Here is a 16,554-nt window from a genome sequence, read left to right on the forward strand (position 1 = left end):
TCATGACCATGGATGAATGGGAAGAGCTCAAGGAATCCCGCATGGCTTCCGGCCGCAGGTAGGATTTCCCGTTCGGACGGAATCGAGGTGATCGGCGAACCGCTGCCCCACGCCGCGTGACGCTGGCGGAACGGCCAAGCCGGGAGGAAAACCTCCCCGGCAGCCTCCTCGATCCCCGGCACGGTCAGTCTCCCGCGAATTGGGACAGAAATGCCAATCTGCTATACTCGCCCTTTTCGATCCTCCCGAAAGTGCATGCATGCGAATTATTGCCGGACAGTTTCGTCGACGAACGCTTCTCACCAACCCTGGAATGACGACCCGCCCGATTATTGACCGGGCGAAGGTCATGCTGTTTGACCACATCCGGCACCGACTTCCGGGAAGCAGGGTTCTCGACGTTTACTCGGGAACGGGCACACTGGGGCTGGAATCACTCAGCCGCGGAGCGGCCAGCGTCGTCTTCTGCGAGCAGGATCATCGGGCTCATGAACTGCTGGTCAAGAATGTCGAGAGCCTCAAGGTGACCGACCGGACCCTCTGCTGGCGTGTCGACTGCCTCCGCTGTTCCTTCAAAGCACAGGGGAAAGACTGGTATCCGTACAACGTCATCTTTTTCGATCCCCCCTACTTCATGATCGAAAAAGACCTGCACCCCGGGAAGCTGCTGTATCGATCACTCGATCGGCTGACGCGCCGCGAGCTGACCAGCGACGACGCATTGCTGGTACTTCGAACCCCTTGCGATGCCAAATTCATCATGCCGCTCGCCTGGGAAACAACCCAGGTCCTGACCATCGCCAGCATGGACATCCACCTGATGCGAAAGCGGATGGACCTGATTCCCGCCATTCCGTCGGAGCATGAGGAAAGCGACGAGACCATCGATCCTGCCTGAACTCGACTCCCGCACGTACGCTCCGTGGACGACCTGTCGACCTGGAACCGGTTCCAGGCAGTGGCAAAATAGACTGGCCTTCCGTCGATTCAGCAGCAGTCTTTGACGACCTCCGAAAGCCTCTCATTATCGCAACCTACTCACACTCAAACCTTACTGGAATGATAATCATTGACTTTAGGCCGGCTTAATCTTGTGCGCCTATCGTGATGATTGAGTACTGCGACATCGCTTATGTCCAGCGTGGACCTGAGCGGTGTCGGGATTGCATCATGAGAGGCTGATACATAATGAAATGCACAAATCGGCTGGCGTTGACTCTGTTTGCGGGATTGGGAATCAGCGGTCTTGGGCTACTTCCATTGGTAACGGGCCAGGAAACGAAACCGCCGGGGAGCGAAGCAGTGAAAGAAAGATCAAAAACTGTTACGGGCCGCGTCAAAAGTTACGTGAAGAACGGTCGAGGCGACGTCGACGGTCTTCTGCTCGAGGACGGAACCAAAGTTCATTTTCCGCCGCACGTGGGAGATGAGGTTCAGAAAATCGTCTCCCCCGACAGCCAGGTGAAAGTTTACGGACATGACCACACGACCCCCAAAGGGGAAGCCGTCTTCCGTGCTGAGCGGATCGAGAGCGGGAATTCGAAGATCGAAATTGATGAACCAGCACCACCCCGTGGCCCACGTCCGCCCCACGGCCCACGGCGCGAGGCCGAACGACCCATGTCGGCCGCCGGAAAAATCCGGGACTTTCATAAAAACAAGCACGGTGATGTCGACGGGTTCGCTCTCGAGGAGGGCACGGAAGTCAAGCTTCCCCCACACCTGGGCGAGGAGTTACAAGCCCTCGCGAAAGTCGGAGACGAGGTGAAGGTCGAAGGCCGCCGACACGAGACTCCGAAGGGAGACATCCACCTTCATGCCGACAGAATTACCTCGTCAGCGACCGGAAAAATCCTCGAACGCGACGAACCCGGGCGCCACGAACATGCGCCACCTTTCGCTGAAATCCTCGAAGAGCTGAGGGCAATTCGCAGATTGCTCGAAGCCAATCAGAAGCCATAAGGTAATTGCGATCTCATTGGCAACTTCTCCATTTCAGTGATTCACCTCGGGACGGACACATGTGTCGCAGGACTTCTATATCTCGACGTCCTATCCTGCCGTCGAGAATGTCCTCGCGAAAGCCATGTGGCCGTCCCTGTTCATCATCTACTTTCGTTCGCGATTCTTTCGGCGTGATTGCGAAATAAATTCCCCGAGCGGCTCTCCTGGGACAAGTCCATTGAGTCACGTGAGGAGAGTCGTCCATTCTGACGACCAAAACATGGCATGGCATTTGCCTTGTTTCGTGCGGCAATTCGATGAGCTCTGCCAAGGAGAGGAACGCAGCGTGCGAGTTCTTGTCATAGAAGATGAACCCAACATCCGCCGGCTATTGCGCGAGATTCTGGAAGAATCGGGTTACTGTGTCGACGTCGCTGTCGATGGGCACGAAGGGTTATCGAAGGCGGTGACGTGGCCCTATGACGCCGTGATTCTGGATCTTCTTCTCCCGCAAATGGACGGGTGGGAGCTGCTCGAATCCCTCCGTGAAACGCATAATACTCCGGTCTTGATCCTCTCCGCTCGGGATGCGCTTTCGGATCGCGTGCTGGGTCTGGATCTGGGTGCGGACGATTACCTGTCCAAACCATTCGAAAGAGTGGAGTTATTAGCGAGACTGCGAGCACTGATTCGCCGCTCCGCCGGTCAGTCGCAGTCGACAATCTCGCTGGAGGATCTGGTCGTCGACCTGCGAGGTCGACGCGTCCTGCGGGATGAAGTCGATCTACAACTGACGGCACGCGAATTTTCGGTACTGGAGTATCTGGTACTCCATCGCGGACGCGTGGTCTCTCGTAATGAAATCACAGATCACCTGTTAGATGAATCGGACAACAGCATTTCGAATTCGCTGGATGTGCACATCTCGAACTTACGCAAAAAGCTTGGCCGGGACGTCATTGCCACCCGGCGGGGACAGGGTTATGTCGTCACCCAGTAATCCATCGGAACGTGAGCCACTCGCAATATCGACCACCCCTGTTTCTCACTCTTCGCCACTTCCCGACCGAACCAGTCCCGGCGCTGGCGCTGCAACCTCATCGGCGGCCCTCACTTCAATAGCAACACAACCACACGAGGGGCACAGGTCGCGATCGATTCGAACCGATCTGGTTCTCTCACAATTGATCCTGTTGTCGCTGCTGGTCTTGGTGTACGGGGGGTCGATCTACTGGCTCGTCAGACAGGCCACCCATCGCCAGGTAGAAGCCGACCTTCTCGGCGCCGCACAACTCCTTTCACAGGACCTGCAGAAGCACGATCAGCTCTCATCGCTGAGAATCGCGAGGACGTACCGGCACCGCTTCGGTCCGGCCCCTCGTGATCATGCCTACTTTGCTGTCTGGGATCGGGACGGCGAGTATATCGGGGGGACAATGCCTCACCCTCCGTTTGCTGCCCCCGTGAAGGATCCGTCGTCTCTGACCGGCCCCCGCCCCTACCTCACTCGAATGCACGGTCCCTATGCAGAAATCGTCGTCACCGGCCCCCGCGGTGAGCAAGTCCTGGTCGGACGTCCCATGGCAAAAGAGAACGATGAACTGCGTCGACTCCTGATCGGAGTCACAACGTTCGGAGTTATGGCACTGGCAGTGGGAGTCGCCGGCGCCTGGTGGTTGGCCCGACGGATCTGCCTTCCTCTGGAACGAATCACTTCCACGGCTGAGCAAATCTCGTCGCGCCGGTTGAACCAGCGACTCAACTCACCCGCCACATCCAGCGAAGTCGGACGGCTCAGCCGCGTAATCAACACCATGCTGGACCGACTGCAACAAGCGTTCGAGAGGCAGGTCAGGTTTACAGCCGATGCTTCTCATGAACTGCGGACGCCAGTCGCCGTCATCCTGACTCAGGCGGAACACACTCTGTCTCGGCTTCGCAGTTCCGCAGACTATCGCAGCGCCCTGGAAACCTGTGTCACTGCGGCCGGACGAATGAAGCAACTGATTGATGGCCTCATGCTTCTCGCCCGATCCGACATGGGCCAGCTCGAACTGAGGCAGATTTCGCTCGATCTGGGGGAGATTGTGAAAGAAGTCGTGACGCTGCTGGAACCCCTTGCGGTCGAGCGATCGATCCAACTCACAACGGACTGGCAACCTGCACGCGTTTACGGAGACCCCCTGCGTCTGAACCAGGTTGCAACAAATCTCATCACTAATGCAATTCGCTATAACCGACCGAACGGCACGGTCAACGTCTCGGTCTTCCCCAAGGATGACCAGGCCTGGCTTGTCGTTTCTGATTCGGGAATTGGCATCTCTGAGGCAGATCACCCGCACATGCTGGAACCCTTCTTTCGAAGCGACCGTGCTCGCACCTTTGATGACAACCAGGGGACGGGTCTGGGATTGAGTATCGCCAGCGAGATCATCTCGGCCCACGGTGGGACGCTGGAAATTCAGTCTCAGCCTGATTGCGGAACTCAGGTCGTCGCCAGGTTCCCGCGACAAGCTTAACTGTGGGCAAGCTTAACTTGTGGGATCGTGAGCCAATTCGGCTTTCATGGTGCCCCAATCTGAAAGTGGAATTTCCACACAGATCGCCTCCGCTTCCAACCACCGGGATGTTGCACTGATCCGTTAATTGCGCCGCTCATCGTTAACATCTTTTCCCGACAATCGCAGATTCCGAGCGGAACCTCGTCATCGGCCGACACGCAACTTTGCAGTGCAGGCAACCCACGAAGCCTCCGACCCGGCAGCAGAACAGGAGGGCGTTATTCTCAACCCGTCACAACGACTTCCGAACGACACTTACTCTTGACGCATTTTTCTGTTTTCATTAAAGAAGATCAGGAACAATCGGCGAAGGGGATCGATTGCGGGCTTTGCCTGGCAGAATTGGTTCCTGAGACCAGTTTTTTCTGTCCGTACCAATCAGCCGCTTTCGGGCTCGACGTGAAAGGCGAAATCCTCATGCAACCGATCCGAACAGAGTTGCCCGGACACACAGCGGCACAATCCTGCTGCGGAATCGTTCGGTCGATTAGATGCTCAACATGCTCAAGATGCTCACGCTTGAGCATCTAATTGAAACCCCTGCGAAACAGGGATTTGGACGATTAGGTGCTCAAGGTGCTCACGAATCTGCAGCGCGCATTTCAATGGCATCCGAAAAACGAGAATCAAACCGTGTCGATTCTCTGGAATGACATCCAACACGCGCATGAGACTCAGAGACAGTAGCGAATTCCCAAAGAGGGGCTTAAATCGTCCCAGCGGGTTATCAAGGGACTTGTGGCGGGGTACGATGTCACGCGGGATTTGAAAAGATCTCTTCTCAAGTGCAGTTTCCCGCCGGGGTTGTGGCTCGTCAACTTCGACGGAAGCCTCTCCGGATCCAGCCGCAACCATTCCTGCTCACCCTTGAGCGAGCCGTCGAACAGTGGAAAGCCTACGATTGATGAAGTCCTCGCTGTCGCTGCTGTGTCTGTTGTTGTTCCCGTATGTCGCCTGGGGTCAGGGGCTCACCAGGCTCCCTTACAACCACCCCGGCTTGCAGGTGGACCTCGGGGTCGGACTCTGGGCCTGGCCCGTTCCTTGCGATGCCGATGGCGACGGGGATTACGACCTGATCGTCTCGTGCCCCGACAAACCTTCCAACGGAGTCTGGCTGTTCATCAACGACTCGGGCGATACCTCAGTCAATAAAATGCCCACCTTCCGCCCCGCGACCCGTCTGAGTTCCACCGTACACTATGTCATGCCCAGCTACGTTGACGGGAAGCTGTATGTTCTCACCCCCGGATTTTCCTACCCCCATTTCCTGACACGAGGGCTGCAAGATCGATTGCCGCTTCCCGTCCCGGCGAACTTCTATCGCCCCGCCTGGAATCAGCCCAAAGGCCCCAAGGTTCGACACAACCAATGGCGATATGTCGACTTCGACGGCGATGGGGCACTCGACCTCGTCACGGGGATCGAAGACTGGAGCGAGTACGGTTGGGACGACGCCTTTAATGCCAAAGGGGAATGGACCAATGGTCCGTTGCACGGTTTTGTCCTGCTGCACCGTAACGAAGGAACGACCGAGGAACCAAAATACGCCAGTCCCGTCAAAGTCATGGCGGGAGACAGACCGATCGATGTGTTCGGCTGTCCGTCGCCCAACTTCGGCGACTTCGATCTGGATGGCGATCTGGATTTGATCTGCGGCGAATTCCTGGACGGATTCACCTATTTTGAAAACACCGGGACACGTACTGCTCCCGTTTACGCACCCGGTCGCCAAGTACTTCAAGCGGATGGATCGCCACTTAAGATGGACCTGGAGATGATCGTTCCGGTCGCCTTCGACTGGGACAAGGATGGTGACCTGGATCTGATCGTCGGCGACGAAGATGGCCGAGTCGCGTTCGTCGAAAACGTCACTCCTGAAGTTCGACCGGAACAGGAAGCGAAACCCACGACGGGCCACATGCCCCTCTTCGCCGCTCCTCGCTACTTCCAGCAGGAAGCCGACACACTCAAGTGTGGTGCTCTGGCAACCCCCTACGCCATCGACTGGGACGCTGATGGAGACATCGACATCATCTCTGGAAACACAGCCGGCTATATCGAGATTTTCGAGAACCTGAGCGGTCGTGGGATCGAACAACCAAAGTGGGCCGCTCCACGTCGACTGCAGTTCAACTCTAAGGTCTTCCGCGTGATGGCGGGTCCCAATGGAAGCATCCAGGGTCCGGCAGAAGCCAAATGGGGATACACCACACTCAACGTCGCGGACTGGGATGGAGATGGCCTGAACGACATCCTCTTCAATTCCATTCTTGGCCGGGTGCAGTGGTTGAAAAACATGGGAACGCGGGAAGTTCCCGAGTTCACCGAGGCGACCCCAGTCACAGTCGAATGGACGGACGGCCCCCGCAAACCGGCATGGACCTGGTGGGAGCCGGAAGGGAATGCGCTGGTGACTCAATGGCGAACAACACCGGTCGTACACGACTTCACAGGAGACGGTCTCCCTGACCTGGCAATGCTCGATCACGAAGGATTTTTCGTCCTGTTTGAACGAACCCGGCGGGACGGTGCCCTCGTCCTGTTGCCTCCGCGCCGACTGTTCACCGACAGGGACGGGAAGCCGCTTCAATTCAACAATCGCAAGGCAGGAGGGAGCGGCCGTCGCAAGTTGGCCGTCGTCGACTGGGACGGAGATGGAAACCTCGACATCCTGCTGAATTCGACCAACGCAGATCTTTACCGGGGCCTGGGGCAGGTGGACGGCCAGTGGCGGTTTGAGCATATCGGGTCACTCGCCCAGCAAAACATCGAAGGTCACGATGTCAGTCCAGCCATCGTCGACTTCAACGCGGACGGGATCCCGGATTTTCTGGGCGGAGCCGAAGACGGCCGCTTTTACTACTTACGGAATCCCCGCACGCGGTAGTTTTGTTGTCACACGAGAGCAGGGGAATCGAGACAAGAAATGCCACTGCTCTGCAGTCTTCGGAAGAGCAGTCCCTTCTGATGCCAGTTCCCTATCAGTCTCTGGCTGGTGATCGGGAGGGACAGGTCGTTTTGAAGACTGCACTGCACGACCGAAGACGGTCGTACAGTGGCATCAGAATTCGACATTCCACGGATATGAAATTTGTGCAGGGGATCTGAAACAAGACATGCCACTGCTCTGCAGTCTTCGGAAGAGCAGTCCCTTCTGACACCAGTTCCCTATCAGACTCTGGCTGACGATCGGGAGGGCCGGTCGTTTTGAAGAGTGCACTGCACGACCGAAGACGGTCGTACAGTGGCATCGGAGTTCGATATTCCACGGATATGAAATTTTTGCAGGGGATCTGAGACAAGACATGCCACTGCTCTGCAGTCTTCGGAAGAGCAGTCCCTTCAGATACCAGTTCCCTATCAGTCTCTGGCTGGCGATTGGGAAGGGCCGGTCGTTTTTTGAAGAGCGCACTGCACGACCGAAGACGGTCGTACAGTGGCATCGGAATTCAGATTGTCATCGGGAACTGGCCGTCGTACTGACCAATTTCCTGATGCTTACTCGATGGGTTTTTCGTTCCCTTTGTCGTCACGCAGGAATGGCTTTTTCACCGCCTTACCGACAACGGGCTTCGTTTCGCGGATCCAGATGTTTCGGAAGCGGACCGGGTTTCCGTGATCCTGCAGGCGGATCGGAAGACGATCAGCGTGCTTGGTATAGGCCGGAGGACGATGGAAAGGAGTATCTCCCTTCAGCTCGAAGTGGTTCAGGATCAGAACCCCATTGTGCAGCGCCGTGATATAGGCGGGCGATGCCAGTGCACCATCTTCTTTGAAGCGAGGAGCCGTCCAGATGATGTCATAGATGTTCCACGTGCCAGGAGCACGAGTCACATTCACCTGCGGCGGGGTCTGCTTGTAGATGGCTCCTGCCTGACCATCGGAATAGGTCTTGTTGTCGTAGGAATCGAGCACCTGAAGCTCATAGGTATCCATCAAAAAGATTCCGCTGTTGCCCCGTCCCTGACCGCTTCCCACAGCGGGTGTCGGAGCAGACCACTCAATGTGGAGCTGGCAGTCACCGAAGGACTCTTTTGTGCGGACATCACCTTTGCCGCTGACCATCGCACCGTTGTCGATCTTCCAGTTCTCGGCCCCCTGCCAGGCTGAAAGATCTTTACCGTTGAAAAGGATGACCGCGTCCGACGGAGCCCCACCGTTCTCACCCGGGACAACCAGAGCCGGTTCTTTCCATTCGATTCCATTGAGATACTCATCAGCGTGACCGCAGACGGAGACACCCAGGACCGATGTCAGAAAAGCCAGACCATTCACCCATTTCAAATTGCGCATCGTTTATTTTTCCTGTTGAAGCCAAGTTTGATGTCACCGACGTCGCACGTTCTTCCCGTGCGATGTTCGCATGTGATTCCGCTGCCGTCTCTGTTCAAGCTTCGACTCGCGCCATGGCAGGATCTGCTGCCCCGCACTCAACTCGATCGAAAGCTTTCCGCCTTCACTTCGATCGCCACGAGACCATCCACGTGAACTGCGGTCATCGGGTCAGCCTAATCTTGAATGGAATCCGTCTGCAACCTGTGCGATTGGACATGGAATCGACGCTCGCCTGTCCAACACAGCCACAGACGACACATCCTCCCTGAATTACCTGCCTGTCACAACTTCAGCACGCGGAATCCCGTTCTCATTCCGACTGACTGACAACACGCCGCCGACTCATCGGCATGAAGTCGACTCGTCGCGGTTTCCGATACACCACATGAGAGCGATTGCGGGTTCACAATCTGTCCGCGTCAACGTGTCGTCTGAAATTGATTGTGTGTTCATTCAAGGTAATTTCCGACATGAAGGCCACCCCACCCGAATTCGACGAACGACGGGCAGCCGCAAAAATTGCCGAACTGCAGCAGCAGATTCAGTCACTGCAACAGCAACTGCTGCAGGCACAGAAGATGAGCTCCGTCGGGGCTCTGGCCTCCTCGATCACGCATGAGTTCAACAACATTCTGATGACGGTGATCAACTACGCGAAGATGGGCGTGCGGCATAAAGATCCGGCCATTCGTGACAAATCGTTCGAGAAGATTCTGGCGGCAGGCCATCGTGCATCAAAGATCACGACCGGAATGCTGTCCTACGCACGTCAGCAGAGTGACCGTCGAGAACCGATGGATCTGGTCCCGCTGGTCGAAGACGTGCTGGTGCTTGTCGAGAAGGATCTGCAGCGGTACCGGATTCGCCTGACAACTCAATTTGACGATCACCCGATTGCTGCGGTGAACTCGGGTCAGGTCCAGCAGGTGGTGCTGAACCTGATCGTGAATGCACGGCAGGCCATGGAGCAGGGAGGAAACCTGACGATTGCAGTCCGCCAGAATCGCGAGCTGGGTCAGGCGGAAATCAGTATCAAAGACAGCGGCTGCGGTATCCCACCCGAGAAGCTGCGACGGATTTTTGAGCCGTTCTTCACGACGAAGACAGCCGACGATCAAGGGCAGGGGGGGACCGGCCTGGGACTTTCGCTGGCCCAGAAAGTGATGGAGGCACACGGCGGCCGGATCCGGGTCGAAAGTGCCGTCGGATCGGGGACGATGTTCACATTGAAGTTCCCCCTGGTCGCATCGACGGTCAAAGCGGCAGCAGGTTCCGTCGCGAGCTGAAGCCTGGGGAGATGGAGTCGCCCGGGCAGGTACTCGTAGTTGAGATGTGGCAGCAGAGAATGATCATGTTCCCGGATGTGGTCGGTTGACCCTCGAATCCGTTCAGGGGTCTCAGCGAGGGAAACGCAGTCAGCACACCACTTCCCATGCCGTTAAGATTTGCGACAGCAGATCGTCCAGTGTCGGTCACTGGTCAGTTTCACTGAATTGGCATCGACACCCAGTTCCTGAAGGATGGCAGCGACTTCGTCCACCGTGAGCGCTGCGTGAAGCGATTCACGAAACATCCGCTGCTGGTGCTCATTTGAGTCCCCCGCGTAGGTGAGAACGAGTTTCTCAACAGCTTCGATCGAGGCGGGTCGCACCAGATCGCGAACGAAGAGCAGCCCCCCGGGTTTGAGGACTCGCCAGAGTTCCGCCAGCACTTTGCCGGGGTCCGGGATATGGTGGACAATGCTGTTAGACATCACAGCATCGTAGGTAGCCTCGGGCTCGGGCAGTTGTTTGCAGTCCCGCAACACGACATTGATCGAAGCCGACAAATCCGCGGCCTGAACATTCCTCCGCGCGACGGCCAGCATTGATTCGGCCAGATCACTGGCTGTCACGTTTCCAGCAAAGCCTTGCTGCATCAATTCAATCGGGATCAATGCCGTTCCCGTCCCCGCGTCGAAGACGTGGATGCCGCTGGTATCAGCAACTCCAAAGCGATGGAGCGATGACAGAAAATCCTCGACGAAGATACGGTTCACCTGGCTATGATCCATCTGATCATAGTCCCTGGCTTCCGCCTCCGAGTCCATGACTTCGGGCTCGAGAGTTCGTTCCAGCATAATGTCACTTTCTGTGTTCGCGATGAATGGGCCGCATCGAGCTCTCATAAGGTAACGACTTTGCAGGTGTTAAAGACAGCATGTCCACAATCGCATCAGACTCGGATTTCAGGCATAGTGACAAGAGGATGCGAGACAATTCCCTCAACGGATTCAGGAATTAGATGTGATTCTTAGACAGTTCGAATCGCCCGGCTTGAACAGACGACGGCGAACATTGTCGACGAATGAGCCACGGACCGACCTCAGTATCGAACCACGGAAAGACCTTCTCAGACGGGATACCGACACTTAGATCAGCTTCTCAGGGGACGTCGATATGTACCGGGATTATCAATCGGAACACCCTTCACGATCGAGACTGACGCGAGTCGATGTCGTCATCGCGGTCGGCCTCTTCGTGCTGATCGAACTTGTCTTATTCCCCGGAGTTAATGACAGAAGGGGCCCGCGTCCAAAATTTCAATGCGTGAATAATCTCCAAAACATCGCTCTCGCTCATCTGAATTCTGCTTCAGCGACGGACGGGTGTACGTCCAGCTTCTGACACCTGCTGGCAGTCGCCATGGAGAAAACAAGCCGAATGTATCTCAGTACTGAGTAAGCCGCTGTTCTCACGACCTTCGCCCAGCAGTTGCTCCAGGGGACGTCGCCACTTCAAGAGTACCCCTCCCGGTCCGAGAGTCCCCTCCTCGGCAGCTTCTGCACTCGCGCGAGGTAAAGGCCCTCCTGGATGACAAGACTCCCGTAGCGGATCGAATACGGTGGCAGAGTAAAATCTTGAACCCAAATGCTGCAAAAAGGGATTTTCGTAAGAATTACACCCTCGCTTCGATTTACTGGCATGGGTTACACGAATCCGGCGGCGGATGTTGCCGTTCCGATCCGTTTGAGCTGATTTTCAAGGGAAAAACGCCTCTGATTCACCGTTCGAGACCGCTATTGACACTAACGACGAGTTTGGCACGGCGGGTGCTTTACTAGCCTTTCGTTGAACGACGGATTCGCCAAGGGAGGCGAATGACGAGTTCAGGCTAATACTGCAAGAATGGGAGTCGATGCCATGTTAGTGCTGACGCGAAAACGAGACGAGTTCATCAAGATTGGTTCCGACATCGTGATCCGCGTAATGAGGACCAGCAAAGGGTCCGTCAAGTTGGGGATCGAGGCCCCCGCTTCAGTCCGCGTCCTGCGAGGGGAAGTCGTTCCTGTCGAAACGCCTGCGGAAGCCACGCTTGTTGCTGATAGCGATGACGGTGAAGAATCGTACGATATCGCTGAACTGGAAGCGTTGCTGGTGTGCAACTGAGTCTACTCGATGGACGGTATGGACTATTCAGGAGCGATGAGACGGCACGAGGCTCATGTGACGTTGCCTTGGTCTTCATCGCAAGAATTCAATCAGGAGGTCTGTTCATGCGTTTGCCAATTCCCGCTTCCATCGCGTCAGTTCTCGCACTGACTTTCAGCTTGTCGCTTCCCGCGACAGCACAGGTACAGAATGGATGTTCCCGCTGTGCTGCCCCCCCTGTACGAGGCGTTATCAACCGAGGCACCGCCCCGTCGAATGACGTGGCGACACGCTCTCGCACAGACCGTCTGCGGGTTCAGGATGCTCCTCCCATCACCTCACCCTATTACCCCAGCGACCCGAATCTGGATCAGGAGGAAGGGGGACTTTTCTCGCCTCTCACTCGCAGCAGCCCGTCGCTGATTCCGACAGAATCGGCTGAGCCTGTTGCGACCCAGAAACGTCAGCCCCCACCTTCGAATACCCCCGACCAGACTGCCCCTACTCAACCGTCAATCGCAGATAAGATACGACAGCGTTACTCGGATCCACGCGTTCTGCGGATGCTTGAGCAGCTAACCTCTCAAGGAACGGAATCCTTCTACGCTGAGGTTTCGCAATTGATTGACGAACGACACATCACGCCGGCCAGTTATGCCCGCCGGGTGAATGGAGCACTCAATCATCTGTCCCACGCGCTCGAGGTTCCTGCCTTCATCAAAGCGGCACAGGTCCAGGGATCGGGAGAAGCGGTGGAAAAGTTTCGCGACGATCTGGAGCGGATCCGAAGTCAGGCCAAAGTACGAAGTACCAGCGATGCCATCATGGTGATGAGAGACGTCCAGAAGCAGGCAGCCCGGTCAATTAAGATGAACCCTTCCGCCGTGGGACTCGAATTCCTCTATGGTGCAACGGATAGTCTGGACCAGTTCTCAATGCTGTTGCCGCCGGAAAAGAATGGAGGACCGAGCGTAGGACTGAACGAAAACATTGTGGGGATCGGGGTCGAAATTGAATCCCATCCGAAAGGTCTGCGGATCTTGAAGCTGCTGCAGGGGGGCCCCGCAGAACAAGCCGACTTTCGCCGGGGCGACGTGATTACCCATGTCGATGGTAAGGATCTGAAGTCGCTCGACCTGCAACAGGCCGTCGACCTGATCGTCGGCCCTGTTGGCAGCCCGATCCAGATTCAGGCCTCGCGAGGAGACCGCTCGGGCAAAGTCACACTCACCCGCCAGAAGATCGTCTTCCACAGTGTCGTCGATGTTCGAATGGAGGACGAAAATCAGGGAATTGGCTACCTGAAACTGGAACAGTTTGCAGATTCCACGATGGACGAAATCGATGCCGCACTGCTGAAACTTCACAAACAGGGGATGAAGTCACTGATTATGGACCTGCGAGGCAATCCCGGGGGACTACTGACAACATCAATCGCGCTTTCTGATAAGTTCCTTCCTTCGGGAACGATCGTCGAAACGCGTGGCCGGACTCGAGCAGATAACTCCCGAGAAGTCGCTCAGTATGCGAATACGTGGAGTGTCCCTCTGGTCGTGCTGATCGACCATAACAGTGCGAGTGCCAGCGAGATCTTTGCCGCGGCGATTCAAGAAAACCATCGAGGTGTCATCATCGGAGAAACCTCTTACGGAAAGGGCACCGTTCAGACGCTGTTTCCGCTCCAGTCGGTTCCTGCCGCACTGCGGCTGACCACCGCCAAGTTCTATAGTCCGGATGGACGGGAGATGGCAGGAGCAGGTGTGACGCCCGATTTCAAAGTGGCGACCAAGTCGACGGAAGATCAGGAACAGGACGAAGTGCTGAAAGAGGGGATCCGACAGATCCAGGATTTCCGAACCAAGATCATGGCCGAGCGATTGCGACGATCCAGCAGCACAGCTCCCGTCACCCACGTTGCCGCATGAAGCGGCAGAAACGAATGAATGATTCTCAAATCGGACAAGGGATAGCCGATGTCTATTGATACAACCAAGGACGGACCAAGAGGTCCGTCCTTGATGCATTTTCTCTGGAGCAATGGGGCTCGGGTGATGTCGAAGACGGGGAAGCTCTCCTGCAGGTAACGCGACTCATGACTGTCTGCCATCGCCCTCTTTGAGCACGATCGCACACAGCCATGATCTGGCGAGGCTCACGGCCTCGTCACGACAGAGGCGGGAAATTCACACCTGACCGAAACGGAGTTCGATGTCGACGATTTCAAACGCCGTCAGATCAATCAGCACGGCATCCCCCTCAATGCGAAGTTCCGAGAGGGTCTCGCCCCGGAAGTCTCGCTTGCGGGCGAATGTTGGCTGCCGGAAGCAGCGCAGCTTGACCGGTTTCGACAATCCTTCGGTTTCGATCAACCGAATCGCGAAACCCGGATCATTCGGCACGCTCGTGTGTTCGAACTGTTCCAATGGCGAAGGAGGGGTTTTGTCGGTTTCGACCGGCAGCAGACGAGTCATCTGCACGTGTCGAGAATCCAGATGAAAGAACCACCCCGTCGCTCCTGTTCGAGGGGGTCCGACTTCGGTCGGCACCACGGGTGCGGGAGTCAGTTCGTTCCAGGCCGCTTCAAGCGGGTACAGGGCATCGATGGCGATCGTAAACTTGAACTTGCGGACGGTATCTCCTGCGACCAGCAGCAGCGAATCCACCATTCGATCCCCGGTCTTGCGATGAAAAGCGAGACCATGCGGGACAATCGTCATGCGTTCGTCTTCCGAAGCGACTTCGATGTAGTCGGACGTTTCGAATCTTTCGCCAGCAAAGTTCTGGGCCGAATGGTAGATACTGCGGGTCACCACCGCAGTACTGTCACTCCAGGCAAACCGCGATGCAAAGTAGTTGTTCCACGGATCCCCCTCGGGCATGACCACGTCGGTCAGCTCCACCTCAATGTCGACCGTGGGACGAGTGCGCCAGACTCGGACCGTTTGCCGGTATGCTGCCAAACGCTGCGATTTGGCTTGATCGATAATTTCACCGAAGGTGACGATCTCGCCACATGCCGTGCCGCTGCGAACCACTTCGTGCCCCAGACATCGCATTTCCGCGTACTGCGACTTGGTGGTCTCGCCCGGTTGGTCGACGACGGGAATGGCCCGCTCCCGAGGAAAACGAAACGACAACTGCTGGCTGACCCGTTTTGCTCGCTGGTTATGCAGCCGCACATGCGCGATTCCACCAGTTCGCTCATTGATCGCGACTTCAAAGTGATCATTACGAAGCAGCCAGTCTTCGGCGAGAGGTTGCTTGGGCAAAGCCGGGCGGGGCGACTGCGAGGCCTCGGGAATCCAGGCGTATCCATTGCCAGGAACCTCAACGACACAGGCCGTCAGTTCGGGATGAGCCGGATTGAACTCGATCGCCTTAACGGGACCCGAGATGGGTGGTGGAGACTTAATACCGGGCAGTTGAACGACCACGCGACGTGTGAAGGAGAGGGGATTGAGAACAAGGAATCCCCGTTCTCCCGTGGCCCCGTGCATGATAATCCGCGCGAGTCGCCGGGCACCCCCCTTTTGCGCCTCAAGCAAGTCTGCTTCGAGTTGCTCTGTCGTGGAGAATTCCCGATCCAGCAGCGCAGACTCGAGTCCCGCTTCGACCTCCCGGCCGAATTGAACATCAATGGGACGATTCATCAGCGCATCTGCGGCGGCATGACACCACGCTGTCGCGTCCCACTGCCGGCGAAGCCTGTTATGCAGCGTGTACCGTTGAATCGGATCCTTCTCGCGTCGCGCGACGTGCTGAATCAGGATCGGCGAAAAGTACTCGTTCGGCTTATGAGTACTATGCTGACCGGGAAGTTCGGTCTCTTCGAAGAAGCGATCGAACGAGATGAAACGCCCCAAACACGGGGCGTACTTCTGCGAACGCCGCAGGTCGTGGTACCAGGGTGCTTCGATATCAGGCCAGCGGGCCAGAATCAGACCGGCAACGTGATCCTGATCCATGGACTCAGCCATTCGCGCCGGGAATCGCAGGTAGCTGGAGGCCCCCTCTGCCGCCAGCGGAATACGGCTGAAGGCGTCAATCAAGGTCCCATCAACACCACGCCAGCGGAGTTTGGTGTACTCGGCATCCGGGTAAATTCCATCATCCAGAACCACGTGCATGGCTGCCAGGAAGCCCGACTTGACCAGGATCTGAGGCAAAAGTGGTGTCAAACCAAACCGGCGCCGTCCCCACACAGTGGGAGAACGACCGACCAGAGACAGCCATTCGCTTCGTCCCCGCTCCAGATGATAGAGCAGACTTTCAAGCGGAAGCAGTGGCAGGGAGGCCTCCTCGTC

Annotated in this window: 12 protein-coding genes; 8 read left to right on the top strand and 4 right to left on the bottom strand. The window is 56.6% G+C overall.

Annotation, left to right across the window (positions count from 1 at the left end; genetic code table 11):
• The coding region (locus VGE80_RS07205; RefSeq protein ID WP_440592168.1) for a hypothetical protein at window positions 1-182 on the bottom strand (182 nt) is incomplete at its 3' end.
• Between the two features lie 77 nt (window positions 183-259).
• Here VGE80_RS07205 and VGE80_RS07210 point away from each other — a divergent pair.
• The 5 genes from VGE80_RS07210 to VGE80_RS07230 all read left to right on the top strand — a co-directional run bounded on the left by VGE80_RS07210 (window position 260) and on the right by VGE80_RS07230 (window position 7,392).
• Window positions 260-898, top strand: coding sequence for an RsmD family RNA methyltransferase (locus tag VGE80_RS07210; protein ID WP_373649929.1), 639 nt, complete (start codon window positions 260-262; stop codon window positions 896-898).
• Between the two features lie 290 nt (window positions 899-1,188).
• Window positions 1,189-1,962 (top strand): OB-fold nucleic acid binding domain-containing protein, encoded by a 774-nt coding sequence (locus VGE80_RS07215; protein WP_397571748.1) that lies wholly within the window; start codon window positions 1,189-1,191, stop codon window positions 1,960-1,962.
• 328 nt (window positions 1,963-2,290) lie between these two features.
• Window positions 2,291-2,944: a response regulator transcription factor gene (locus VGE80_RS07220; protein ID WP_440592169.1), complete on the top strand. Its 654-nt coding sequence runs from the start codon at window positions 2,291-2,293 to the stop codon at window positions 2,942-2,944.
• Entirely contained in the window at window positions 2,928-4,463 is a 1,536-nt protein-coding gene (locus VGE80_RS07225) for a sensor histidine kinase (protein WP_373649926.1), read from the top strand. The genes VGE80_RS07220 and VGE80_RS07225 overlap by 17 nt, the downstream gene beginning before the upstream one ends.
• Window positions 4,464-5,409: 946 nt before the next feature.
• Window positions 5,410-7,392, top strand: a complete 1,983-nt coding sequence (locus VGE80_RS07230; protein ID WP_440592170.1) for an FG-GAP repeat domain-containing protein — start codon at window positions 5,410-5,412, stop codon at window positions 7,390-7,392.
• Window positions 7,393-8,003: 611 nt separating this feature from the next.
• On the opposite strand, the gene VGE80_RS07235 is transcribed toward VGE80_RS07230, so the two are convergent.
• A complete protein-coding gene (locus tag VGE80_RS07235) occupies window positions 8,004-8,798 on the bottom strand; it encodes a 3-keto-disaccharide hydrolase (protein WP_397571752.1) in 795 nt (264 codons plus the stop codon).
• Between the two features lie 512 nt (window positions 8,799-9,310).
• Here VGE80_RS07235 and VGE80_RS07240 point away from each other — a divergent pair.
• Complete coding sequence (locus VGE80_RS07240) at window positions 9,311-10,126, top strand: sensor histidine kinase (protein WP_373649923.1); 816 nt, start codon at window positions 9,311-9,313, stop codon at window positions 10,124-10,126.
• A 152-nt stretch (window positions 10,127-10,278) separates the two neighbouring features.
• On the opposite strand, the gene VGE80_RS07245 is transcribed toward VGE80_RS07240, so the two are convergent.
• Window positions 10,279-10,959 (bottom strand): class I SAM-dependent methyltransferase, encoded by a 681-nt coding sequence (locus VGE80_RS07245; RefSeq protein ID WP_373649922.1) that lies wholly within the window; start codon window positions 10,957-10,959, stop codon window positions 10,279-10,281.
• Window positions 10,960-12,022: 1,063 nt separating this feature from the next.
• Here VGE80_RS07245 and VGE80_RS07250 point away from each other — a divergent pair.
• Together VGE80_RS07250 and VGE80_RS07255 are read left to right on the top strand one after the other, a co-directional pair.
• A complete protein-coding gene (locus VGE80_RS07250; protein ID WP_373649921.1) occupies window positions 12,023-12,268 on the top strand; it encodes a carbon storage regulator in 246 nt (81 codons plus the stop codon).
• Window positions 12,269-12,375: 107 nt separating this feature from the next.
• Window positions 12,376-14,175, top strand: a complete 1,800-nt coding sequence (locus VGE80_RS07255) for a S41 family peptidase (protein ID WP_440592171.1) — start codon at window positions 12,376-12,378, stop codon at window positions 14,173-14,175.
• Between the two features lie 258 nt (window positions 14,176-14,433).
• Here VGE80_RS07255 and VGE80_RS07260 read toward each other — a convergent pair.
• On the bottom strand, window positions 14,434-16,554 hold a 2,121-nt coding region (locus tag VGE80_RS07260), incomplete at its 5' end, for a hypothetical protein (RefSeq protein ID WP_440592172.1).

The organism is Schlesneria sp. (assembly GCF_036405755.1).
Classification (GTDB): Bacteria; Planctomycetota; Planctomycetia; order Planctomycetales; family Planctomycetaceae; genus Schlesneria; species Schlesneria sphaerica.

Excerpts from the sequence above, each read along its gene's own strand:
- VGE80_RS07215 (WP_397571748.1), top strand. The coding sequence starts at position 1,189 with ATGAAATGCACAAATCGGCTGGCGTTGACTCTGTTTGCGGGATTGGGA.
- VGE80_RS07245 (WP_373649922.1), bottom strand. The coding sequence starts at position 10,959 with ATGCTGGAACGAACTCTCGAGCCCGAAGTCATGGACTCGGAGGCGGAA.
- VGE80_RS07210 (WP_373649929.1), top strand. The coding sequence starts at position 260 with ATGCGAATTATTGCCGGACAGTTTCGTCGACGAACGCTTCTCACCAAC.
- VGE80_RS07250 (WP_373649921.1), top strand. The coding sequence starts at position 12,023 with ATGTTAGTGCTGACGCGAAAACGAGACGAGTTCATCAAGATTGGTTCC.
- VGE80_RS07230 (WP_440592170.1), top strand. The coding sequence starts at position 5,410 with ATGAAGTCCTCGCTGTCGCTGCTGTGTCTGTTGTTGTTCCCGTATGTC.
- VGE80_RS07225 (WP_373649926.1), top strand. The coding sequence starts at position 2,928 with ATGTCGTCACCCAGTAATCCATCGGAACGTGAGCCACTCGCAATATCG.
- VGE80_RS07235 (WP_397571752.1), bottom strand. The coding sequence starts at position 8,798 with ATGCGCAATTTGAAATGGGTGAATGGTCTGGCTTTTCTGACATCGGTC.
- VGE80_RS07255 (WP_440592171.1), top strand. The coding sequence starts at position 12,376 with ATGCGTTTGCCAATTCCCGCTTCCATCGCGTCAGTTCTCGCACTGACT.
- VGE80_RS07240 (WP_373649923.1), top strand. The coding sequence starts at position 9,311 with ATGAAGGCCACCCCACCCGAATTCGACGAACGACGGGCAGCCGCAAAA.